The 21362-nt window shown below is 59.7% G+C and carries 21 protein-coding genes; 13 read left to right on the top strand and 8 right to left on the bottom strand.

Translation table 11 applies throughout. The features are described 5' to 3' along the window. Positions 1-2: 2 nt before the first annotated feature. From purH to J4721_RS10275, 3 genes are all read right to left on the bottom strand, one after another. Positions 3-1592, bottom strand: a complete 1590-nt coding sequence (gene purH / locus J4721_RS10285; RefSeq protein WP_102875094.1) for a bifunctional phosphoribosylaminoimidazolecarboxamide formyltransferase/IMP cyclohydrolase — start codon at positions 1590-1592, stop codon at positions 3-5. A gap of 23 nt (positions 1593-1615) precedes the next feature. Continuing rightward, complete coding sequence (locus tag J4721_RS10280; protein ID WP_102875095.1) at positions 1616-3358, bottom strand: heparinase II/III family protein; 1743 nt, start codon at positions 3356-3358, stop codon at positions 1616-1618. Between the two features lie 133 nt (positions 3359-3491). Then, positions 3492-4757 carry an RsmB/NOP family class I SAM-dependent RNA methyltransferase gene (locus J4721_RS10275; RefSeq protein ID WP_211002511.1) on the bottom strand — a complete coding sequence of 422 codons (1266 nt, stop codon included), beginning with the start codon at positions 4755-4757 and terminating at the stop codon, positions 3492-3494. Positions 4758-4847: 90 nt separating this feature from the next. On the opposite strand from J4721_RS10275, the gene J4721_RS10270 reads away from it, so the two are divergent. Together J4721_RS10270 and J4721_RS10265 are read left to right on the top strand one after the other, a co-directional pair. Continuing rightward, positions 4848-5042, top strand: a complete 195-nt coding sequence (locus J4721_RS10270) for a DUF1674 domain-containing protein (protein WP_211002512.1) — start codon at positions 4848-4850, stop codon at positions 5040-5042. Between the two features lie 23 nt (positions 5043-5065). Beyond that, on the top strand, positions 5066-5401 hold the full coding sequence (locus J4721_RS10265; RefSeq protein ID WP_247656032.1) for an antibiotic biosynthesis monooxygenase: 336 nt from the start codon (positions 5066-5068) through the stop codon (positions 5399-5401). A gap of 3 nt (positions 5402-5404) precedes the next feature. Here the strand turns inward: J4721_RS10265 and dapB are convergent, their stop codons facing one another. Next, the gene (gene dapB, locus J4721_RS10260) at positions 5405-6226 is read right to left on the bottom strand and encodes a 4-hydroxy-tetrahydrodipicolinate reductase (RefSeq protein WP_211002513.1); all 822 of its coding nucleotides are present in this window, start codon (positions 6224-6226) and stop codon (positions 5405-5407) included. Positions 6227-6339: 113 nt separating this feature from the next. Here dapB and rbfA point away from each other — a divergent pair, with 113 nt between their 5' ends. The 6 genes from rbfA (at position 6340) to rpsO (ending at position 10721) form a co-directional block, all read left to right on the top strand. Next, positions 6340-6735 (top strand): 30S ribosome-binding factor RbfA, encoded by a 396-nt coding sequence (gene rbfA, locus J4721_RS10255; RefSeq protein WP_014876184.1) that lies wholly within the window; start codon positions 6340-6342, stop codon positions 6733-6735. A 17-nt stretch (positions 6736-6752) separates the two neighbouring features. Beyond that, positions 6753-7490, top strand: coding sequence for a phosphodiester glycosidase family protein (locus J4721_RS10250; RefSeq protein WP_211002514.1), 738 nt, complete (start codon positions 6753-6755; stop codon positions 7488-7490). A gap of 131 nt (positions 7491-7621) precedes the next feature. After that, positions 7622-8527: a tRNA pseudouridine(55) synthase TruB gene (truB, locus tag J4721_RS10245; protein WP_211002635.1), complete on the top strand. Its 906-nt coding sequence runs from the start codon at positions 7622-7624 to the stop codon at positions 8525-8527. A gap of 43 nt (positions 8528-8570) precedes the next feature. Further along, a complete protein-coding gene (locus J4721_RS10240) occupies positions 8571-9089 on the top strand; it encodes a DUF1643 domain-containing protein (protein ID WP_102849822.1) in 519 nt (172 codons plus the stop codon). 102 nt (positions 9090-9191) lie between these two features. Next, complete coding sequence (locus J4721_RS10235; RefSeq protein ID WP_102859426.1) at positions 9192-10238, top strand: calcium-binding protein; 1047 nt, start codon at positions 9192-9194, stop codon at positions 10236-10238. 213 nt (positions 10239-10451) lie between these two features. After that, complete coding sequence (gene rpsO, locus J4721_RS10230; RefSeq protein WP_014876189.1) at positions 10452-10721, top strand: 30S ribosomal protein S15; 270 nt, start codon at positions 10452-10454, stop codon at positions 10719-10721. 84 nt (positions 10722-10805) lie between these two features. Here rpsO and J4721_RS10225 read toward each other — a convergent pair whose 3' ends face one another. Continuing rightward, positions 10806-12425: a class I SAM-dependent methyltransferase gene (locus J4721_RS10225; protein ID WP_211002515.1), complete on the bottom strand. Its 1620-nt coding sequence runs from the start codon at positions 12423-12425 to the stop codon at positions 10806-10808. A 352-nt stretch (positions 12426-12777) separates the two neighbouring features. Between J4721_RS10225 and pnp the strand changes: the two genes are divergently transcribed. Together pnp and J4721_RS10215 are read left to right on the top strand one after the other, a co-directional pair. Continuing rightward, a complete protein-coding gene (gene pnp / locus J4721_RS10220) occupies positions 12778-14916 on the top strand; it encodes a polyribonucleotide nucleotidyltransferase (RefSeq protein ID WP_014876191.1) in 2139 nt (712 codons plus the stop codon). Positions 14917-15037: 121 nt separating this feature from the next. After that, positions 15038-15751 (top strand): glycosyltransferase family 25 protein, encoded by a 714-nt coding sequence (locus J4721_RS10215; RefSeq protein ID WP_211002516.1) that lies wholly within the window; start codon positions 15038-15040, stop codon positions 15749-15751. Between the two features lie 88 nt (positions 15752-15839). Here J4721_RS10215 and J4721_RS10210 read toward each other — a convergent pair whose 3' ends face one another. Then, entirely contained in the window at positions 15840-16490 is a 651-nt protein-coding gene (locus J4721_RS10210; protein WP_014876193.1) for a peroxiredoxin, read from the bottom strand. A 321-nt stretch (positions 16491-16811) separates the two neighbouring features. On the opposite strand from J4721_RS10210, the gene J4721_RS10205 reads away from it, so the two are divergent. Beyond that, positions 16812-18251, top strand: coding sequence for an aldehyde dehydrogenase family protein (locus J4721_RS10205; protein WP_211002517.1), 1440 nt, complete (start codon positions 16812-16814; stop codon positions 18249-18251). A 75-nt stretch (positions 18252-18326) separates the two neighbouring features. Here J4721_RS10205 and J4721_RS10200 read toward each other — a convergent pair whose 3' ends face one another. Beyond that, a complete protein-coding gene (locus J4721_RS10200; protein ID WP_211002518.1) occupies positions 18327-18800 on the bottom strand; it encodes a glyoxalase superfamily protein in 474 nt (157 codons plus the stop codon). Between the two features lie 358 nt (positions 18801-19158). On the opposite strand from J4721_RS10200, the gene J4721_RS10195 reads away from it, so the two are divergent. Beyond that, positions 19159-19662 carry a VOC family protein gene (locus J4721_RS10195; protein WP_211002519.1) on the top strand — a complete coding sequence of 168 codons (504 nt, stop codon included), beginning with the start codon at positions 19159-19161 and terminating at the stop codon, positions 19660-19662. A gap of 70 nt (positions 19663-19732) precedes the next feature. After that, positions 19733-20590 carry an alpha-1,2-fucosyltransferase gene (locus J4721_RS10190; RefSeq protein ID WP_076619972.1) on the top strand — a complete coding sequence of 286 codons (858 nt, stop codon included), beginning with the start codon at positions 19733-19735 and terminating at the stop codon, positions 20588-20590. 12 nt (positions 20591-20602) lie between these two features. Here the strand turns inward: J4721_RS10190 and J4721_RS10185 are convergent, their stop codons facing one another. Beyond that, positions 20603-21256: an RluA family pseudouridine synthase gene (locus J4721_RS10185; protein WP_014876200.1), complete on the bottom strand. Its 654-nt coding sequence runs from the start codon at positions 21254-21256 to the stop codon at positions 20603-20605. Between the last annotated feature and the right edge of the window lie 106 nt (positions 21257-21362).

Genomic DNA, 21362 nt, shown 5'->3' with positions numbered 1-21362 from the left:
ATTTAGTGGCGGAAATGGCGCATGCCGGTGAAGACCATCGCCAGTCCTGCGTCATTGGCGGCTTTGATGACCTCATCGTCGCGCATGGAGCCACCTGGCTGGATCACGCAGGTTGCGCCGTTTGCCGCAGCCTCAAGCAGACCATCGGCAAAGGGAAAGAACGCATCAGACGCCACGGCAGAGCCTTTGGCCAAGCTTTCGGGCAATTCTAGCGCGTCCGCCATGCGCTGCGCCTTGATGCCAGCGATAGTGGCGCTGTCCAGGCGACTCATCTGACCTGCACCGACCCCAACAGTCTGGCCGGATTTGACATAGACAATCGCGTTCGATTTCACGTGCTTGGCAACCTTCCAGGCGAACAGCAAATCCTGCATCTGCTCATCCGTCGGGGCCTTTTCAGTGACCACCTTCAGGTCGTCCATGGCGCGGTGACCGACATCCTTGTCCTGTACCAGCATACCGCCGGACACCTGACGGGTGGTCAAGCCTGTATCCTGCGGGTTGGGCAGACCATCGGTCAGCAACAGGCGCAGGTTCTTCTTGGCAGCAAAGATCGCCTTTGCCTCATCCGAGGCACCGGGGGCGATGACGACTTCCGTAAAGATCTGGACGATCTCTTGCGCGGTTTCTCCGTCCAGCGGCTGATTCAACGCGACGATACCGCCAAAAGCAGAGGTCCGGTCGCAGTCAAAAGCCTTCTGATACGCATCCTTCAACGTCTCGCCGCGGGCCACACCACAGGGGTTGGCGTGTTTGATGATCGCCACGGCCGGGCCATCAGCGGGTGCAAACTCGCTGACTAGCTCAAAGGCGGCATCAGTGTCGTTGATGTTGTTATAGGACAGTTCCTTGCCCTGCACCTGCTGCGCCGTGGCGACGCCTGCGCGGGCGGAGCCATCCAGATAAAAAGCCGCCTGCTGATGCGGGTTCTCACCATAGCGCAGCGTCTGCGCCAGTTGCCCTGCTACAGCGCGGCGGCGCGGCGCCTCAAGATGCAGTGCGCCGGCCATCCAGTTTGAAACTGCAGCATCATATGCGGCTGTGCGAGCATAGGCGTTCTGCGCCAACCACTGACGGAAGCCATAGGAGGTCTGGCCGTCGTTTTTGTCCAACTCTGCCAGCAGCGGTTCGTAGTCCTCGACATCCACCACAACGTTCACGAACAGGTGGTTCTTGGACGCAGCACGGATCATCGCCGGGCCGCCGATGTCGATGTTCTCGATGCAGCTGTCGTAGTCGCCGCCCTTGGCCACGGTTTCCTCAAACGGATAGAGGTTCACCACCAGAAGGTCGATGGCGCCGATGCCATGCTCATCCATCGCAGCGACATGGGTGTCGTTGTCCCGCAATGCCAGCAAACCACCATGCACCATCGGGTGCAGCGTCTTGACCCGGCCATCCATCATTTCCGGAAAACCGGTGATCTCTGACACGTCTTTCACGGTCAGCCCTGCGTCGCGCAGCGTCTTGGCCGTCCCGCCGGTTGAGAGCAGCTCAACGCCACGTGCCGCCAAGGCCTTACCCAGGTCAATCAACCCGGTCTTGTCGGATACGGAAAGCAACGCACGGCGTACGGGGTGAAGGTCGGTCATGGCAGGGCAGGTCCTTTTCAGGCTCAGTCAGTTAACGCGGGGTCGTCCCGGTTCAGGTCTCGCACGGCAACGGCAGTCTCCTGCGCCTTACTGAGCGTCCACCGGATGCGCGTGGCATAGTTCATTGCCCGCCCGGAGAGAACGATCTGTTTTGCCGCACGCGGCTTCAAGCGGGTTTTTTCCAGGTACACGCTGGGTTCCAGCTTCAATTCGCAGGTTCCATCATGACGGAACACCCAGATCTCCCCGCTCTTGAGCGCCATGGATACTGCCGCGCCCCCCAAGTCAAGGGCTGCATCCACATCCGGGTGCAAATGCAGGCGGATCTCAAAGCCAATACCACCCAAAGAATGCGCATCCATTGCCTTGTCAAAGCGGCGTTTATTGCGGGTATCCAGCGCCAAAAGCATGTCCTCACCGGCCAGACCACGGCCATCCACCGCCAGCTCCAGCGTGCGTGCATGGGTCAGGCCGAAATGGTTCTCGTAGCCATTGTGCCCGCCCTGGAAGCGATAGCCATCTTCCAGATCAGACAGATCCAGCGGCACGTTATCTGGCGCCTCTGTCATAATCTCATGGCCACTGCCGCGTTCCGGCGGGGCCAGTCGGGCGCTGGAGTGCCCTTCGATACAGAGCGTGGAATGGGACGGGGTTGCCCGCCCGGCACGCCGCCATTCAACACCGAAGGTTTCGCCCGAGCCGCAGTTGACGATCAGCGGTCGGCGACCGGATGTCAGCTCAAATGCTAGGGTCGAGGCATGACCATTCCAAGAGGCGCGCCCCTTGGGCGGGACCGATGCGTCGATGATCACCGAGGTGCGCCGCCCGGACAAACGCGCATAGCCCATTGCCAACCCATCGGCGTGACGCGTGGTGACGTGGCTGGCAGCCAGTGCGTGATCCAGCCGTCCCTCCAGCCCGCGACCACCGCCATGAAACCGTGCCAAACCACCATCGGCGTGACGTAATGTGCGCAGAGTCGGTGCGATACGCTCAATTGCGGCCAGTTGCGCAGGCGGGACGCCGCGTCCGGCATCCTGTAGCGCCGCCGCAGCCCAGGTCAGTAGGGTAAAAACCTCTAGCAACTCCTCCGGGTTGCGTGTCGGCAGGCCTCCCTGTTCATCAATCTGACTGGCGCATTCTTCGGCCAGGGCCTTCAGGGCCGGGTCAACCTGATCCTCATGCCCCTTGAGGGCGAGGCCAGCATAGATCAACCCGGTGAGCGCCTCAAAGCGTGGCAAGCCGGGGGAGGCCCCCTGCCAGCGGCGGGACAGGAACCATGTCTGCCGGGACAAGGCGCCGAAAAATGCTTCAGATTGATCGGCGGTACGGGCCGCCAGCAGGAACAGCGCATGGTTGATCCAGCGGATGACCCGACGGCCCGTCAGATCAGGCGACCAGCCCGGCCCACTGCCATTGCCGTGGGTGTCGATCCACCCCCAGACCCAGAGTTGCGCCTTTTCCCGGGCGCGAAAATCCCCGACGGCTGCCAGATCGTCCAACCAGGCAAACCCGTGGCGTTCAGCATCAAAAGCAAGATCAGGTGCCACAACATCCCAGAGCGCAGTCGTAGGAGATTCGACCAAATATCCCGCAAACAGAAGATTACCTGCAACCAGCTGACGCCCGCGGGCGAAGCTGCCAATGGTGCGTGGCTCGGGTTGCGAGACAAAAGCGGTTGCGCCCGGCTGCCGCCGAGAGCGCCGTGCATAATATCGGTTCAACAGGCGGGTGCCGCGCCGCGCCATTCTATCGTATCGGGACATGCTCTCTTGCCTCACGCCAGAGAATTTTTCCGGGGCGTTTTCGGCTGAGCATAGCGACGCTTACGGGCCAAGTCACCGATAATGAGGCGGGCGCCTGCGCGGCGGACCGGCAAAGGCTCGCCAAGACCTGAGGTCAGGCCGCAGATTTGCGCAATTCGGCCATGTAGAAACCATCCATGCCGCCCAAATCGGACCAGTAGTCAGGCCGTAGGCGCACCCCGCCTTCTTCGGTTATCCAGTCGGGGTCAATGCCGTCAATGTCGCGGATCCGATCACCGACGGACATATCCGGAAACATCTCAAGCGCATCTTCAACCTGACACTCGCCCTCATCTGGCAGCAGCGAACACGTGCAATAGATTAGCCGACCGCCCGGCTTCACGAGGCTCCAGGCGTGGGCAAGCATCTGCGCCTGCAATTCAATCAGCGCGCCAAAGCCGCTGCCGTCTTTGGCGTGGGGCAGATCAGGGTGACGGCGAATCGTACCCGTAGCGGAACACGGAGCATCCAGCAGGACTGCATCATATTGACCAGTCTGTTCCAGCGCATCACCGACAACCACCCTGACCTCAAGGCCCGTACGCTCAAGATTCTCTGAAAGCCGCGCCATCCGCCCGGCAGACTGATCCACGGCCGTCACATTCGCCCCGGAGGCCGCCATCTGCATCGTTTTGCCCCCAGGAGCAGCGCAGAGATCCAGCACCGATTCGCCAGGTTTCGCCGCCAAAATTTGCGCAGGCAGAGCTGCTGCCGCGTCCTGAACCCACCAATCCCCTGTCGCAAACCCGGGCAGGCCCGAGACCTGAACGGAATTGTGGATCCGATAGGATCCCGTCGGCAGCAAAACCGCCTCAAGCGCTGACAGATCCGCGCCGGGCTTGGGGCTAAGATCCAGCGGTGCGCCTGCTAGATGGGCAGCCTCGATCTGCAGCATGGCCGGTGCGCCCCAGGCCTGCGACAGCGGGCTGCGCAGCCATTTCGGCAGGCGTGGCACCCGCAGTTTCGCCCATTCGGTCGGCCCCTGCTCCGCGACCTTACGCAGAACCGCGTTGACCAGACCCTTCAATTTACCGTGACGGCGATGGCGCGCGATGATGTCCACCATCTCGTTCACAACCCCGTGCGCCGCACCGCCCTGACACAGCTCAACCGTACCGATCCGCAGGGCATTATGCACCGTCAGGGGCGTCGCTTTCTTCAAGTGCTTTTGCAGGATCCGGTCGGCACGTTCCAGGTTGCGAAGCGTGTCGGTTGCCAACCGCTGAGTGCGGGCGCGTTCCTCTGCTGGCAGTTTGTCCAAGGCCCCCGCTGCGTAACATTCGGACAGCAGCTTGCCCTCTCCCAGCACCTGATCCAGCAGGTGAATGGCACGGCGGCGGGCTTGGGTTGCGTTGGACATACGAGGCTCCTGATGCACGGGCGGCAGCGCCATGGGTTGTCGCCGCCGGACGCGGGCGTATATCATAGAACGATAATAAGGAAACCCGGCATGAGTGACTCTGAAAAAACCGAAACCGAAAATCTGCCCCCTGCCGCACTGCGTGCGCTGGCAGAGGCTGCAGAACGGCGCAAGGCCGCTGAGGTCGAAGCGGCCAATCGCCCGGTTGAGCTGGGCGGTCGCGATGGCCCCGATCCGGCGCGCTATGGCGACTGGGAGAAAAAAGGCATCGCCATCGATTTCTGATGATGTCGCCGCAGGAGGCCCGCTTGATCATCGAGATCCGCCGCTACAGACTGTACCCCGGCAAACGCGAAACCTTTATTCAGTTCTTTGAACAGGTGAACAGGCCAGAATTGCGCGACGCGGGTATGCTGGTTTTTGGCCCGTTGCGCGATCTTGAGGATCCGGATGTCGTCCACTGGATGCGCGCTTTTGCAACGCTATCGGACCGCGAACGCATCAAGGACGGATTTTATGATGGGCCGGTCTGGCTGAAAGAGGTGGAACCCCACGTCATGCCGCTGATCGCCCATTTTGAGGCTTCGGTGGTTGAGACCACCGAAGGGTTCGAGACTTTCAGTGGCTCTGCGTCCCTGCTCTGAGGATCACAGGCCCAGCACATCCAGCATGTCGTACTGGCCGGGTTCCTTCCCCTGCCCCCAAAGTGCGGCCTTGATTGCACCACGTGCAAAAATCGCCCGGTCGGTGGCCATATGGCGCAGCACGATACGCTCTCCCTGACCAGCAAACAGCACATCATGTTCCCCGACGATATCTCCACCTCGAATCGCGCTGAAACCGATATCACCGCGTTTGCGCGCGCCGGTGATGCCGTCGCGCCCGCTGTCGCTGACATCTGAGAGTGTCACGCCGCGCCCCTCCGCAGCCGCTTCGCCTAGCATCAATGCGGTGCCGGAGGGCGCATCGACTTTGTGATGGTGGTGGGCCTCAATCACTTCGATATCGAAATCCTCATCAAGGGCGGCGGCGACTTTTTTGGTGAGCTGGACAAGGAGGTTCACGCCCAGGCTCATGTTCCCGGCCCGCATCTGCACCGACTGACGCGAGGCCGGTTCAAGCTGGGCAATCTGCGCATCGCTCATCCCGGTGGTGCCGATGACATGGACGACACCGGCCTCAGCGGCCATCCCGGCAAAGGCGATGGTCGCCTCAGGGCTGGTGAAATCGATCACCGCCTGCGCCTTGGCGAAGGCCGCAGGCGCGTCGTCGGTCACTGTGATGCCGATTTCAGACCCGCCCAGGGCCAGCCCCACATCCTGACCGACCCAATCGTGACCTTCCCGCTCCACTGCACCGACCAGATGCGCGCGGGGATGATCCGCAATGGTCTTGATCAGCATCTGCCCCATGCGCCCAGAGGCGCCGGTGATCACGATGCCGGGTATGTCTGTGCGGGAAGCTGCCATGTCAGGGGTCCTTCGTGTTGCGCTGGATCGCGAGTGGTCTGTTTCGGGCTGGTTTTGTCCTAACCGCTTGTGCTGCGCTTGGCAAAGCCCCGCTTTCGGCATAAATCGGATATATGGCTAAGAACAAACTCCACGAGGGCTCAGGGCCCTCACAACGTCAGCTCCGCGTCGGCGAATTGATTCGCCGCGCCTTGTCCGAAATCTTTGCACGCGGTGACCTGCATGATCCCGACCTGAACCGGCTGTCGATCACTGTCGGCGAGGTTCGCACTTCGCCCGATCTACGCATTGCCACGGCTTATGTGCTGCCGCTTGGTGGCAAAGGGCAGGAAGACACGCTCAAGCTGATGGCCCGCAACAAGGGCGAACTGCGCCGTATGATCGGCAAAAAGCTGGCGTTGAAATTCACGCCAGAGCTGCGATTCCAGCTGGATGATACCTTTGACCGGATGGATGACACCCGGCGGATGCTGTCGCAGGACGCGGTGCGCCGCGATATCGGCGAGTGATTCGCTGGGCGGTGGCTATGGCGCTGGCCCTCTGGGCCGCGCCTGCTGTGGCGGTGGACTGCCGCAGCATCGCCTATGACGACAACCGCTACACGATCTGCGAGGTTGACGTGACCAAGGACGAGCTGCGCCTGTTCCTGAAGGATGGCGCCGGAGACGTCTACGGTCATTTCTCGGCGATCGAAACCGATCTGGCTGACAAAGGACAGACACTGCCCTTTGCCACAAATGCCGGTATGTATCATCGCGACCGCTCCCCCGTCGGATTGTACCGGGACGGCGACAAGGAAGAGATGCGTCTGATCACAACCCCCGGTCCGGGAAATTTCGGACTGCTGCCCAACGGGGTGCTGTGTATCGGTGCTGCCCGCACGGATGTGATCGAAACGCTGACCTTTGCCGAAACCAACCCACCATGCCGCTATGCCACGCAATCCGGCCCGATGCTGGTAATTGATGGCGCGTTGCACCCGCGATTTCTGCCGAACTCGACCTCGTATTTTATTCGCAACGGCGTCGGGACCAGCGCCGACGGGCAGCGCGTGGTCTTTGCCATCTCGCAGAACGCTGTGACGTTTCACCAGTTTGGCAGCCTGTTCCGGGATCACCTGAAACTGCCAAACGCGCTGTATTTTGATGGCAATATTTCGCGGCTACACGCCCCGCAGATCAACCGCAGTGATGCCGGATTCATGATGGGGCCGGTGGTGGGCGTGGTGGCGGATGGCACGGAGAGCGACGCGGCGACCAACTGAACCCAAAACACGCGCCGAACCCATCGCGGTCGCAGTCGGTCCGCAGTTTCGCGACCTCCCGCGATTGACAGCCCGGAATGGCTGGGCTACCTCGCGCGCCTCTCTCACCGACGATGACATTGGGGAACGATATGGGACGCAAACGCAAAGGGCGTGATATTTCCGGCTGGCTGGTGGTCGACAAGCCTGCGGGGCTGACGTCCACTGCGGTTGTCAACAAGGTCCGCTGGGCCTTTGATGCAAAGAAGGCGGGTCACGCCGGTACATTGGATCCCGAGGCAACCGGCGTTCTGGCGGTCGCCCTCGGCGAAGCCACCAAGACTGTGCCCTATATCACCGATGCGCTGAAGGCCTACACCTTCACTGTGCGCCTCGGTCAGGCAACCAACACGGATGACGCCGAAGGGGAAGTGATCGCCCGCAGCGAAACACGGCCAAGTGACGATGAAATCATAGCGGCGCTGCCGCAGTTCCTTGGTGATATCATGCAGGTCCCACCAAAATTCTCAGCTGTAAAAATCGATGGTCAGCGCGCCTATAAACTGGCTCGCGACGGTGAAGAGATCGAACTGGCCGCCCGCCCCTTGTGGGTTGAGGAGCTGATTCTGGTGGACCGCCCCAATGACGACCATGTCGTACTGGAAATGACCTGCGGCAAAGGCGGCTACGTGCGCTCCGTTGCACGGGATCTGGGTGCAACACTTGGATGTCACGGCCATGTGAAATGCCTGCGTCGAACCTGGTCGGGGCCGTTTGATGCTGAGGATGGCATAAGCCTTGAGACGCTGGACGAGATGGCCAAATCGCCGGATCTTGATGGCTATCTGCGCCCGCTTGAGGAAGGGCTTGCCGATCTGCCCCAGCTGACCTGCACACCTGAAGGCGCCGCCAAGCTGCGCAATGGCAATCCCGGAATGGTGCTCGCCTCCGATGTTGAATACGGCGAGGAAGCCTGGGCCTCGTTGGATGGTTTGGCTATTGCGGTCGGACACTACAAATCCGGCGAACTGCACCCCAGCCGGGTATTCGTTCGCTAGCCTGCGGTTGACAGCGGCGCGAGGTCTGGGCACCACGGGCGCCATGATCCATCGCAGCCACACCAAGGGCGACGCGCCCTCAACCGCGGTCTATTCCGACTGCGAGCAGTACCGATATAGCCTCAGCCGGGTCTGGGATCCGGCGGGGACACGGGTGATGTTTGTGATGCTCAACCCGTCTACCGCCACGGAGGTCCAGAACGATCCAACCATTGAGCGCTGCGAGAGGCGCGCGCGCACCTTGGGGTATGGAGGATTTCGGGCGACCAATATCTTTGCCTTTCGGGCCACTGATCCGCGCGATATGAAACGCGCGGCGGACCCGGTCGGACCAGATAATCTGGGAATAATTCTGGACGGTGCGGCCTGGGCGGATCAGGTGATCTGTGCCTGGGGAACCCATGGCGCGTTTCGTCAGCAAGGCGACCATGTTGCGACAGCGCTCGTCGAAACCGGTAAGCCGTTGTTTCATCTCGGACTGAGTAAGGCCGGTCATCCCAAACACCCGCTCTACATCCGCTACGACCAGAAACCTGAACCCTGGCTGCCCAAGCTGGCATAAGATCTTGCTAACCATCGCTTCTGATTTGGTTTGATATACAACCAATACGTGCATCATATTGATCATGCGGGTATTCCGCGTGTTTCATGAGGGGTCGCCGGAATGTTGATGCTGGCTGCAATGTTGGGGATCGCCGCTGTTGGTGGCATCTTGTTGATTGACGAGGGCGACGATGACCCGGATACCTCTGACGTCAATGACGGCAGCGATGATGATGCCGCAAAGAGCAGCGGCAGCGAAACTGTCTCCCTTGACGCATTCGTCTCTACTGGTACCGCTGCAAGCGATCAGCTAGGCGGTGGTGATGCGGACGATCTTCTGCAAGGCCTTGCTGGCCATGATCAGCTGAACGGCTACGCCGGTGATGACAGCGTGCAAGGCGGCGATGGCAATGACTCGCTGCATGGCGGTGAGGGGAGCGACACGCTACAGGGCGACGACGGAGATGACCTGCTGCATGGAGAGTATGGCGACGACCTGCTGGCTGGGAACAACAATGACGACAGTCTGTTTGGCCACTTCGGTGAAGACACGCTTGATGGCGGTGCAGGCGATGATCACGCCCACGGCGGCCAGGGCAATGATACGCTTGTCGGGGCTGACGGGCATGATGCGCTGCATGGGAACGACGACGATGACCACCTGACAGGTGGTCAGGGGCAGGACACGCTGTTCGGCGGTACCGGCAATGATCGTCTGGTCGGCAACGATGATGGCGACACCGCAGATTATCTGAACGGCGGTGAGGGCAACGACACGATACTTGCCGGAGCCGGTGATATCGTGACCACCGGCGCAGGCGCCGATAGTATCCTCGTTGGTGCAGGTGATTTTTATGTCAGCGAAGACGCAGACGGGGCCAATACGGATCCGACTGCGCCTATTGATTTGTCCGATTTCAACAGCAATGAGGATCAGCTGGTTGTTATCTGGGATAAATTTGGATCCGACACGCCTATCGTTGACGTGAGCAGCAATCCAAATACCCCCGGTGAGCATATCGTGACCATAGATGGCGAGGAGGCGCTGCGCGTGACCGGCCCGGCAGAACTGGCAGCATCCGACATACTGGTCGTAGACCAAGAGGCCGCAGCCCGCTTTGGCGTGATGGCCAAAGAAGCCGGGAGCGGCGGGTTAACGCTCGGCTAATCCGGGACTGCCCGGTGCCGCATCTGATGCGCAGTCAGAGGTCAGGTCGCCAAAACCTTTTGCTATTTCCAAAGAATCTGCGTATATGCGCGGCCTGTTCAACGGCGCTGCGACCTTCTGCGGAAAACTGCATCGCCCGAGACGCCTCCATGGGCCTGTGCTGGACGACATCCCGGCCTGCGCCATTCACACAAACCTTCAAAGGAGACCCCGATGTCGATCACTGCTGAAGACAAAGCCCGCCTGATGAAAGAATTCGCAACCAAAGACGGCGACACCGGTTCCCCGGAAGTCCAGGTTGCAATCCTGACCTCGCGCATCAACACCCTGACCGAGCACTTCAAAACCCACAAGAAGGACAACCACGGTCGTCGTGGCCTTCTGAAAATGGTTGCTCAGCGCCGTAAGCTGCTGGACTACACCAAAGGCAAAGACGTGGCCCGCTATCAGGACCTGATCAAACGTCTCGGCATCCGTCGCTAATCGCGACGACCGGACGATTGAAGATCAACGCCCGCACCTTTTGGCTGCGGGCGTTTTTCGTTGCAGTGGCGGATCAATGAACTGCTAGGCGACGGCGCCGCGCTTTGACGAGGCTTCCGCCGCAGGATGGGCCATCTCGATTTGCGATGGCGATTCGTCGACCAAGCTCACGCCAAGACCTGTAAGAATTTTCAGGCGCCGCGCCGCAAAAGCATGGGCGCGGGCGCGCAAGACGGCAAGATTTTCCTCAGCCAGTTCCAGCACCCGGCCGTCCTGTTCCAACCGCTGTCCCTGGGGCTCAAGGATCCGCCAGACGAAGGCCGCCCAATCATGTGGCGTCTGCTGCCCCTCGCTTTGAGCCAGCAGGAACAGCTGCTCCATTCGGTCAACCGCAACACCGCCGCCTGTCGCCGGGGATGCAAGGAACCCCAAACGCTCGCTATCTTCAGCATTCTTGCAGACCGCCATATTGAAGTCGCGACACCGCGCAATCCGATCCGCGTATCCTGTCTGCGGCAAACAGGGCACGATATACCCCGCACCAGTCAGGATCGTCAGCATCCGCGTGATGTCGCCCCAGGTCATATCCGAGAATACCCCCTGCTCCAGCAAGGCGCGAACGGTGTGTTGCCCATCGGCTAAGGCATGCAATACAGGCTCGTACTGACTCGCTTCCAGTGCGACATCACCCCTGCGCCAGCTGATTTTCAACGGGCCAGTCCCGTAATGGCGCGCCAGCGCGAAGGGGGTCTGGAACCACCCTCCTACGCCGCCACGTTGCGTCTGTGGCAGCCATCCCCGTACAAAAACATCCGCACGGAACTGCTCGTTCAACAAAATATCGCGCAATCCCTCGCGCCTGATCGAATTGCTTTCTTCTGCCAGCAGCGCCCGCTGTGGCGCGCTAAGACAAATATCGTCGATGTGGTCCAGAGGATTCGCCGCGCCCATGAACTCCAGCTTTGCTTGCGCCAGATCTTCTGCAACATCGGCAAAATGGAACGGGGTCCAATCCTTGTTGAAAAACTCATGCGCCAGATAGTTCCGCGGCATAGATTTCATCTCGCTCAGCCGGGTCAACTGACCCGGATTGGAGGCAAAGAAGCCCGCGCCGGCCTGCTTCAATTGCTCTGCAAACCCCAAGGCCTCATCAATACGCTGCTCCAGCGGTCCGGTGCTCTGCGCCGCACGATCCGTCAGCAAACGACGCAATGGCATCGACGGTGCCCAGCCAGGTTGCGTGTTGTAACTGATATAGACCAGCCCACCCGGTTTCAGGCGGCGAGCGATGAAGCCAGAGATGCGCTCCTGATTTTCACGCGACACCCAGCTGTAGACGCCATGGAGCGCAATCACGTCGAAGCTGTTTGGCAAGTTTGCCTCCTCCTCGAAATCCTCAAAGGACCTTTCGTAGAAGGTGACATTGGGCACTGCGGCCTCCTGCGCCAGTCGCTGTGCACCAGCGATGTGCGCAGGGTTGAAATCCATCGCATGCACATCAACATGCGGGTTTGCAGCTGCCAGAAGATTGGCGGTGAAACCCTGCCCACACCCCAACTCACAATAGGTCAGGCCGCTGTCGTCCAACCCGTGCCGATGCCCCCGCGACAGCGCAGCAAACGCCAGGCGCGATGGCGTCATCTCATGAAAGAAATCATGCGTGTAGTTGAGCTCGGCAACATAGCCGGAGGTCCAATCGTTCATTCAGCACCTATTTATTCGTGATGGGGTCGACGGTGTCTTGCCCTTCTGGGGTGCGCAAAGTTTTCATAAAAACGCTGAGGATCCGGTTAACGCATCGGTATTTTACAAACCGCCATCGGCGCAGATGCACCCTGTGGTAGCGGGCGGAACGTCAAAGCTCTGTGAAGGGGCAGCACCAGCGCTTGCCCTTTCAATCTGTGCAAAAATCCTGTAATGGCGGCCTATCTGAGACGTGCTGCCAAGACCCCGGCAGTCGAAAGAAAGATAGAGAGGGGTCGGCGGCAATGGGGCCGCCACATCAAACGGGAGACCCGGGATACGCCCGGGAGTGCTCCCAGCTAGGATAAGCTGAATGTTTAACGTTACAAAGAAATCGATGCAGTGGGGCGAAGAGACGCTCACACTGGAGACCGGCAAGGTCGCCCGTCAGGCAGATGGCACCGTGATTGCCACCCTGGGCGAGACCTCGGTTATGGCAAACGTCACTTTTGCCCGCCAGCAAAAACCGGGTCAGGACTTCTTCCCCCTGACCGTGCACTATCAGGAAAAATACTACGCTGCGGGCAAGGTCCCCGGTGGTTTTTTCAAGCGTGAAGCACGCCCAACCGAAAAAGAAACACTGACTGCGCGCCTGATCGACCGTCCGATCCGCCCGCTGTTCGTTCCCGGTTTCAAGAACGAAGTTCTGGTGATGTGCACCGTGCTAAGCCACGATCTGGTCAACGATCCCGACATGGTTGCCATGATCGCAGCCTCCGCGGCGCTGACCCTGTCCGGCGCGCCCTTCATGGGTCCAATCGCTGCTGCGCGCGTTGGCTTTGAGGGCGGCGAGTACGTTCTGAACCCGACTGTTGATGACATGCAGGACCTGCGCCTGAACCCTGATCAGCGTCTGGATCTGGTTGTCGCCGGCACCAAAGATGCCGTGATGATGGTTGAATCCGAAGCCTATGAGCTGACCGAAGCAGAAATGCTGGGTGCGGTGAAATTCGCACACGAGCAGATCCAGCCGGTGATCGACCTGATCATCTCTTTGGCGGAAGAAGCGGCGAAAGAGCCGTTTGACTTCCAGCCCGCCGACTATTCCGAGCTGTTCGCCGCCGTGAAAGCCGCTGGTGAAGAGCAGATGCGTGCCGCATTCGCGATCACCGACAAGCAGGAGCGCACCGCCGCTGTTGCCGCTGCCCGCGAAGCGATCAAAACCTCGCTGAGTGAAGAACAGCTGGAAGATGCCAACCTCGGCTCCGCCCTGAAAAAGCTGGAAGCTGGCATTCTGCGTGGCGACGTCGTCAAGACCGGCAAGCGGATCGACGGGCGTTCGACCACTGACGTCCGCGCCATCGAGTCGGAAACCGGCATGCTGCCGCGGACCCACGGTTCGGCGCTGTTCACCCGTGGCGAAACCCAGGCGTTGGCCGTGACCACGCTGGGCACCGGTGACGACGAGCAGTTCATCGACGCGCTGCACGGCAATTTCAAATCCAACTTCCTGCTGCACTACAACTTCCCTCCCTACTCGGTTGGTGAAGTGGGTCGTGTCGGCTCCCCGGGCCGTCGTGAAATCGGTCATGGTAAGCTGGCATGGCGCGCCCTGCAGGCGGTTCTGCCTGCGCCGACCGACTTTCCCTACACCATTCGCGTGGTGTCTGAGATCACCGAATCCAATGGCTCTTCGTCGATGGCATCGGTCTGTGGTGGTTCACTGTCCATGATGGACGCAGGCGTCCCGCTGAAGGCACCGGTTGCCGGTGTTGCGATGGGTCTGATCCTGGAAGATGACGGCTCTTACGCGATCCTGTCGGACATTTTGGGCGACGAAGACCACCTCGGCGACATGGACTTCAAAGTGGCGGGTACCGACAAGGGTATCACCTCGCTGCAGATGGACATCAAGGTTGCAGGCATCACGCCTGAGATCATGGAAAAAGCACTGGATCAGGCCAAAGACGGGCGTCTGCACATCCTCGGCGAAATGGCCAAGGCTCTGTCGGAAACCAATGCGTTCTCCGTTCATGCGCCCCGCATTGAGACCATGCAGATCCCGACCGACAAGATCCGTGAAGTGATCGGCTCCGGTGGTAAGGTCATCCGCGAGATTGTGGAAACCTCCGGCGCGAAAGTCGACATCAACGATGACGGCGTGATCAAGATTGCATCGGCCGACGGCACCGCGATCCAGAAGGCCTATGACATGATCCACTCGATCGTGGCAGAGCCTGAAGAAGGCGCCGTTTACACCGGTAAGGTCGTGAAGATCGTCGACTTCGGCGCCTTCGTGAACTTCTTCGGCAAGCGCGACGGTCTGGTGCATGTGTCCCAGATCGAAAACCGCCGCCTGAATCACCCTTCGGACGTTCTGAAGGAAGGCCAGGAAGTGAAAGTGAAGCTGCTGGGCTTTGATGATCGCGGCAAGGTCCGCCTGTCCATGAAAATCGTGGATCAGGAAACCGGTGAAGAAATCAAAGCCGAGAAGAAAGAAGACGCAGAATAATCTGTTCTTCTCTCTTTGAGCATAGAAACCCCGCCAGAAATGGCGGGGTTTTTCTGTTTCATCAGCTGGAGGTTGCGCGCCCCCCTTTTCACCCTTCGCCAAGATCGCTACCTCTGGACGCATGCGATCCTATATCATTCATATGGCAGGCGATCAGAAACGCGCCCCCAACGTGGCGCGCCTATTGGCTGATTTGCCACATGCTCAGGTGGTTGAGGCGGTAGACGGCCGCGCCGTGATGGCCGCAAGCGATGTTGCAATACGTACCGGTGATCTTCATGCGCCGCATTACCCATTCCCGCTGAGCGGCGGGGAGGTCGGCTGTTTTCTGTCGCATCGCAAGTGTTGGCAGCTGATCGCCAATGGCATCGACGACTACGGCTTGATCGTTGAGGATGACATGGCAACTGATCCCGGGATCTGGCGGGATGTACTTGCCTTGATTGACAGCCATGCAGGCCCGGACAGCATGATCCGCCTGCCCGCCAAACAGCGCGAAACAGCCAGCACGGTGATTGCCGCGCATGGAGCGGCGCAGTTGTTCCTGCCTCGGCGCATAGGTCTGCAGACCGTCGCGCAGGTGGTTGGCAAGACCGCTGCCGCCCGGCTGCTAACCGCAACTAAGGTTCTGGACAGGCCGGTTGATACCTTCCTGCAAATGCACTGGGTTCACGACCAAACAATCCACACGGTATCGCCAAACGGCGTGTCGGAGGAAACAGCCGCTTTGGGGGGATCAACCATCCAATCCCGCCCTGTCGGGGGCAAGCTTGCGCGTGAGCTGAAACGTTTGCTTTATCGCGCCCAGGTCGCCTTGCGCCCGCAACGCAGCTGAACCATCAGTCCAGCCCACGAAAAAAGGGGCCGCCTGACCCCTTCCTTCACTTTGGTTCAATTCCTGGGCTGCCTGTGCAGCCGCAGATTCAGTCCGGCGCTTTGGTCTTGCGCAGGTAGGGGAAGATGGTTTCAAACTCACCAAATTTGGCCTTCGCATCCTCATTCGATACGCTCGGTGGAATGATTACATCCTCGCCCGGCACCCAATTTGCGGGCGTTGCAACGCCTTTGCCAGACATCTGCAGACCGTCCAACGCGCGCAGGATCTCGGCAAAATTGCGGCCCACAGTCATTGGGTAAGTCATCGACAGTTTCAGTTGCTTGTCCGGGCCGATTATAAAGACCGAGCGCACAGTGGCGCTGTCTGCGGGCGTCCGGCCATCGGGCAAATAGGCCTCGGCGGGCAACATGTCGAAAGCCTTGGATACCGCGAGACCTTCGTCGGCGATGATCGGGAAACCTGCCGCAGCTTTGCCGTAGCTTTCGATGTCCGTTTTCCATTTTTTGTGGTCTTCGACACCATCAACCGACACGCCGATTACTTTGGTGTTGCGGGCAGCCCATTCATCGGACAACTGCGCCACGGCCGAAAATTCCGTGGTGCAGACCGGAGTGAAATCCTTGGGGTGGGAGAACAGAATCGCCCAGCTGTCACCAATCCAATCGTGAAACGAAATGGTGCCCTGATCGGTTTCTGCGGTGAAATTCGGAACCACATCATTGATACGCAAACCCATGGGTCTCTCCTCTGCTGTCAAATGACTACTCTCTGATCGATAACCTAACCACTCGACGCGCAGGTTAAACCCTTGTTAGGCGGCAAGCAGTCGAAAAGATCAACTCACGCGTCAATCTGACCCGTTCGGGACGTGCGTGTGCGGCAATCGATGATATCGCGCAGCTGTCCCAGAACAGCGCAAAATAGTGGATTTTCGTCCACCTCAGTAATTTGATCAAATTATTCATTCACCCCTTGCCCATCCGAAACACCGGTGACAGAGTGGCGGCCAATTGCGGGGTTTTGCCCCGTCACACCCTGATATCCGGGAGATCGACAGATGATCGAGAAACGTGATTTTTACATCAACGGCCAATGGGTCGCCCCTGCTGCACCTAACGATTTTGAAGTGATCGACCCCTCGACTGAGGCGCCCTGTGCCGTCATTTCCCTCGGCGATGCAGCGGATACAAATGCCGCTGTCGCCGCAGCCAAGACCGCCCTGCCGGGTTGGATGGCTACGCCGGTTGAAGAGCGTATCGCGCTGGTCGAAAAACTGATCGAAGTATACGAGAGCCGCACCGAAGATCTGGCGCAGGCAATGAGCGTCGAGATGGGTGCGCCAATCGACATGGCCCGCACCCAGCAGGCAGGCGCAGGCAGTTGGCACCTGCGCAACTTTATCAAGGCGGCGAAGGCGTTTTCCTTCGATGCCCCTCTGGGCGACCATGCCCCCAATGATCGCATCATCCACGAGGCTGTAGGCGTGGCGGCGCTGATCACACCATGGAACTGGCCGATGAATCAGGTCACCCTGAAAGTAGGCGCCGCAGCCATCGCCGGCTGCACCATGGTTCTGAAACCGTCCGAGCAAAGCCCTCTGAACGCGATGATCTTTGCCGAGATGATGGACAAGGCCGGTTTCCCTGCCGGTGTCTTCAATCTGGTGAACGGTGACGGCACCGGCGTGGGGACCCAGCTGTCTAGCCATCCCGATGTGGACATGGTGTCCTTCACTGGCTCGACCCGCGCAGGCACTGCGATTTCCAAGGCTGCGGCGGATACGCTGAAGAAGGTTCATCTGGAACTCGGTGGCAAGGGTGCCAACGTGATCTTTGACGATGCCGATGAGAAAGCGGTCAAGCGCGGCGTGCTGCATATGATGAACAACACCGGTCAAAGCTGCAACGCGCCAAGCCGCATGCTGGTACAGAAAGGCATCTACGACAAAGCCGTCGAAGAAGCTGCCGCTGTTGCCAACAAGGTCGAGGTTGGCCCCGCCTTCAGCGAAGGTCGCCACATCGGTCCCGTGGTCAACGAACTGCAGTGGGGCAAGATCCAGGACCTGATCCAGAAGGGCATCGACGAAGGCGCCCGACTGGTTGCTGGCGGCACTGGTCGTCCGGATGGGCTAAACCAAGGTTTCTATGTCAAACCAACCGTCTTTGCCGATGTGAATAACCAGATGACCATCGCTCGTGAAGAGATTTTTGGCCCGGTGCTGTCAATCATCCCCTTCGAGAGCGAAGAGGACGCCATCGAGATTGCCAATGACACGCCCTATGGTCTGACCAACTATGTTCAGACACAAGATCCCGCTCGTGCCAACCGTATGGCCCGCAAGCTGCGTGCTGGCATGATCGAGATGAACGGCAAGTCGCGTTCCGCCGGGTCGCCGTTTGGTGGGATGAAACAATCCGGCAATGGCCGCGAGGGCGGCAGCTGGGGGATTGAGGATTTCCTGGAGGTGAAAGCCGTCGGTGGCTGGGCCGACGAATAACGCCCATACCAAACCGCAAACCTTAACGATAAGAGCCGCCCACAAGGGCGGCTCTTTGGTATTTTCGGGCTGGTTTCAGGTGAAACGGCTCCAGTCAGGCAATTCCAGCACCAGCTGGGGCACACCATCTGAGGTCCGCTCAGCCGAGCGACCGTCCCATCCGATGGTGCCGCTAATCCGCTGACGCATTGCGGAGAAACTGTCGAATTTCACGACATCCACCGGTTCTTCCAGATGCAGGGTCACACGTCGGCGTGCTCCCTCACCAAACACCTGCAGCCCGCGCAGCTCAGCAGTGAAGGCCTGACCAAGATAACTGCCCCGCAGCGTCTGCCCGACACGTAGTGTCTGTTGCGGGATATTGGGGCGCGGTCTGTCCGCCTTGGCGCTGATCGTATTCCAGTCTTTGTAGCCGTATTGCCGAGCCACCATCTCAAGCGCGGCGCTATGTGTCAGGGTGAGATTACGGGCCTGCAACTGTTGCCGCAGATTGCGGGCCTGTTGCTTCAGGCTCCCGATGGTCGGAAGATCTTCTGGGTTGGTCGTCATTCTTGCCTCTTGTCCAATCAACAAGATGCGCCGAAAACATGGAGCCCGCATTGCCATTGGCGCATCATATCGATGGGCGAAAGACAGGAAATCTACAGACGGAGGTTCACCATGGTCTTGTCAACCGCGAGCGGCAGGGCTCCGACCCTGTTTCAGCCTTAGGCGGTTCCACCCGTCGTGGTCAAGACCCTAGCAACCCGCGACTGCGATTGAATGGCTCTCTATCAGCCCCGCTGAGTAGAGAGAGGCCACGTCCAAGCGGCATCAAAAAAGCACCGACGGAGATCACATACTTCTTGATCTAAACCTGACTTGAGCTTGCAGGGTAGGGAAAATGACCATTCACAGGAGACGCAGAATGATCCATGAGACGCCTGTCCCCGTCGTCAAAACCGGTATCAGCACCACCTTGACCGGTATTTACGAAACCCACCTGCCCGTGAAAAACCTAGACGCTGCTATGGCGTTTTATGGTGAAACTATCGGGTTGGAGCTTGCGCGTTGCCTGCCCGAACGGCAGGTCGCATTTTACTGGGTCGGCGGGCAGTCACAGGGGATGCTGGGGCTGTGGTCGGGTGGCTCAGCCCCGATGGGTATGCGACTGCACATGGCGTTTCGAACCACGATACCGGCACTTGATGGCATTTGCGACCGGCTGTCTGATGCCGGGATCACACCACTTGATTTTCACGGAGCCCCGACGGAGGAACCGGTGGTGCTGGGCTGGATGCCTGCGCTGTCGATCTACTTCAAGGATCCGGACGGGCACTCGATCGAGTTTCTGGCGCCGATGACTGACGACCCGGATATGGATTTTGGCGTTGCAGCCTACAGCGACTGGCAGGCGCGATCCGGCGGATGAGACCGACCGGGTCTGGTCATGACAGCCCATGGCGCCTATCAACGCTGCATATCGCTCCGAGGGACCAACCATGATCATCACCCGCCTGCATGGCCGACTGGGCAATCAGATGTTCCAATACGCTGCCGGGCGTGCGCTGGCAGATCGGCTTGGCGTGTCACTTGCGCTTGACAGTCGCGGCGCCGAGCTGCGCGGTGAGGGTGTGCTGACGCGCGTCTTCGATCTTGACCTGGCCACACCGGACATCTGGCCACCGTTGCGCCAACGCGCTCCGCTGGGTTACGCGCTATGGCGTGGTTTGGGCCAGCACCTAGGCACCGGGCCGAAGTTACGCCGAGAGGTTGGCCTGGGCTACAATCCGGATTTCGTAGACTGGAGCGACAACAGCTACCTGCATGGCTACTGGCAAAGCGAGCGCTATTTCGCACAAAGTGCCGAGCGCATCCGGCGGGATTTCACCTTCCCTGAATATTCAAATCAGCAAAACGCGGAGATGGCGGCACGGATCGGCGAGACCAACGCGATTTCACTGCACGTGCGCCGGGGCGATTATCTGACCCTTGCGGCGCATGTGCTATGCGATCAAGCCTATTACGAGGCCGCACTGGCGCAGGTTCTGGACGGGCTGGAGGGACAGCCAACGGTTTATGTCTTCTCGGATGATCCACAGTGGGCAAAGGAAAACCTGCCCCTGCCCTGTGACAAGGTTGTGGTGGATTTCAACGGCGCTGATACCGACTATGAGGACATGCGCCTGATGAGCCTGTGCAAACACAACATCATCGGCAACAGCTCGTTTTCCTGGTGGGCAGCCTGGTTGAACCAGACACCGGACCGCCGCGTCGCCGGTCCGGCAAAATGGTTTGGCGATCCGAAACTGAACAATCCCGATATCCTGCCACCGGGCTGGCTGCGTATCAGCGTCTAAGTACGGTCGGCCTCAGAACGGGGCCTTGACGCGAAACTTCATCGATTCGCCACTGTCAGGATGTTTGATCCGTAGCTCCTCGGCATGCAGCATCATACGCGGGTGATCCAATGCGTGCCCCTCTGCATAAAGCGGATCGCCCAAAATGGCGTGGCCCAGAGACAGCATATGCACCCGCAGCTGATGCGACCGCCCGGTCTTGGGCGTCAGACGCACACGTGTTGCCGTGTCTTCGTATTTCATCACCCGCCAGTCAGTCACGGCCTCCTTGCCGGTGTCGTGGCAGACCATCTGGCGCGGGCGATTGGGCCAGTCCACGATGAGCGGCAGATCTACGGTTCCGCTGCGCGGTTCAAGCCGACCGTCAACCCGCGCCACATAGGCTTTCTTCGCACTCCGCTTTTCGAACTGCATGGACAGATGCCGCTGGGCATGTGGAGTGACGCCGAACACCATCACACCGGAGGTATCACGATCCAGCCGATGCACCAGAAGCGCCTCCGGAAAGACAGCCTGCAGCCTACTCAGAAGACAATCCGCAAGATGCTCCCCCCGGCCCGGTACGCTGAGCAGACCATGGGGCTTGTTCACCACCAGAAGCTGGGCGTCATGATGCAGGATGTCCAGGGGATCTGTCGGCGGAGTATAATCGCTAGAAACTGTCATGCTCGCGTCCCTAGCGGCCCGTTGCCCGCAGGGCAAGGTATCGCAACGTCGCGCTTGCCGGTGCTTGGGTGGATCGGCAGGGTGGTGACATCTTCACATTCGCATT

This window comes from Phaeobacter sp. HS011 (genome assembly GCF_018101215.1).
Classification (GTDB): Bacteria; Pseudomonadota; Alphaproteobacteria; order Rhodobacterales; family Rhodobacteraceae; genus Phaeobacter; species Phaeobacter inhibens.
Note: the sequence above shows the minus strand (reverse complement) of the source record. Positions and strands in the feature narration are given on the sequence as shown.

Coding starts and splice junctions, on each gene's coding strand:
- J4721_RS10235 (WP_102859426.1), top strand. CDS start 9,192: ATGTTGATGCTGGCTGCAATGTTGGGGATCGCCGCTGTTGGTGGCATC.
- purH (WP_102875094.1), bottom strand. CDS start 1,592: ATGACCGACCTTCACCCCGTACGCCGTGCGTTGCTTTCCGTATCCGAC.
- J4721_RS10280 (WP_102875095.1), bottom strand. CDS start 3,358: ATGTCCCGATACGATAGAATGGCGCGGCGCGGCACCCGCCTGTTGAAC.
- J4721_RS10225 (WP_211002515.1), bottom strand. CDS start 12,425: ATGAACGATTGGACCTCCGGCTATGTTGCCGAGCTCAACTACACGCAT.
- rbfA (WP_014876184.1), top strand. CDS start 6,340: ATGGCTAAGAACAAACTCCACGAGGGCTCAGGGCCCTCACAACGTCAG.
- J4721_RS10190 (WP_076619972.1), top strand. CDS start 19,733: ATGATCATCACCCGCCTGCATGGCCGACTGGGCAATCAGATGTTCCAA.
- J4721_RS10205 (WP_211002517.1), top strand. CDS start 16,812: ATGATCGAGAAACGTGATTTTTACATCAACGGCCAATGGGTCGCCCCT.
- dapB (WP_211002513.1), bottom strand. CDS start 6,226: ATGGCAGCTTCCCGCACAGACATACCCGGCATCGTGATCACCGGCGCC.
- J4721_RS10275 (WP_211002511.1), bottom strand. CDS start 4,757: ATGTCCAACGCAACCCAAGCCCGCCGCCGTGCCATTCACCTGCTGGAT.
- J4721_RS10215 (WP_211002516.1), top strand. CDS start 15,038: ATGCGATCCTATATCATTCATATGGCAGGCGATCAGAAACGCGCCCCC.
- J4721_RS10185 (WP_014876200.1), bottom strand. CDS start 21,256: ATGACAGTTTCTAGCGATTATACTCCGCCGACAGATCCCCTGGACATC.
- truB (WP_211002635.1), top strand. CDS start 7,622: ATGGGACGCAAACGCAAAGGGCGTGATATTTCCGGCTGGCTGGTGGTC.
- J4721_RS10210 (WP_014876193.1), bottom strand. CDS start 16,490: ATGGGTTTGCGTATCAATGATGTGGTTCCGAATTTCACCGCAGAAACC.
- J4721_RS10200 (WP_211002518.1), bottom strand. CDS start 18,800: ATGACGACCAACCCAGAAGATCTTCCGACCATCGGGAGCCTGAAGCAA.
- J4721_RS10240 (WP_102849822.1), top strand. CDS start 8,571: ATGATCCATCGCAGCCACACCAAGGGCGACGCGCCCTCAACCGCGGTC.
- J4721_RS10195 (WP_211002519.1), top strand. CDS start 19,159: ATGATCCATGAGACGCCTGTCCCCGTCGTCAAAACCGGTATCAGCACC.
- pnp (WP_014876191.1), top strand. CDS start 12,778: ATGTTTAACGTTACAAAGAAATCGATGCAGTGGGGCGAAGAGACGCTC.
- rpsO (WP_014876189.1), top strand. CDS start 10,452: ATGTCGATCACTGCTGAAGACAAAGCCCGCCTGATGAAAGAATTCGCA.
- J4721_RS10250 (WP_211002514.1), top strand. CDS start 6,753: ATGGCGCTGGCCCTCTGGGCCGCGCCTGCTGTGGCGGTGGACTGCCGC.
- J4721_RS10270 (WP_211002512.1), top strand. CDS start 4,848: ATGAGTGACTCTGAAAAAACCGAAACCGAAAATCTGCCCCCTGCCGCA.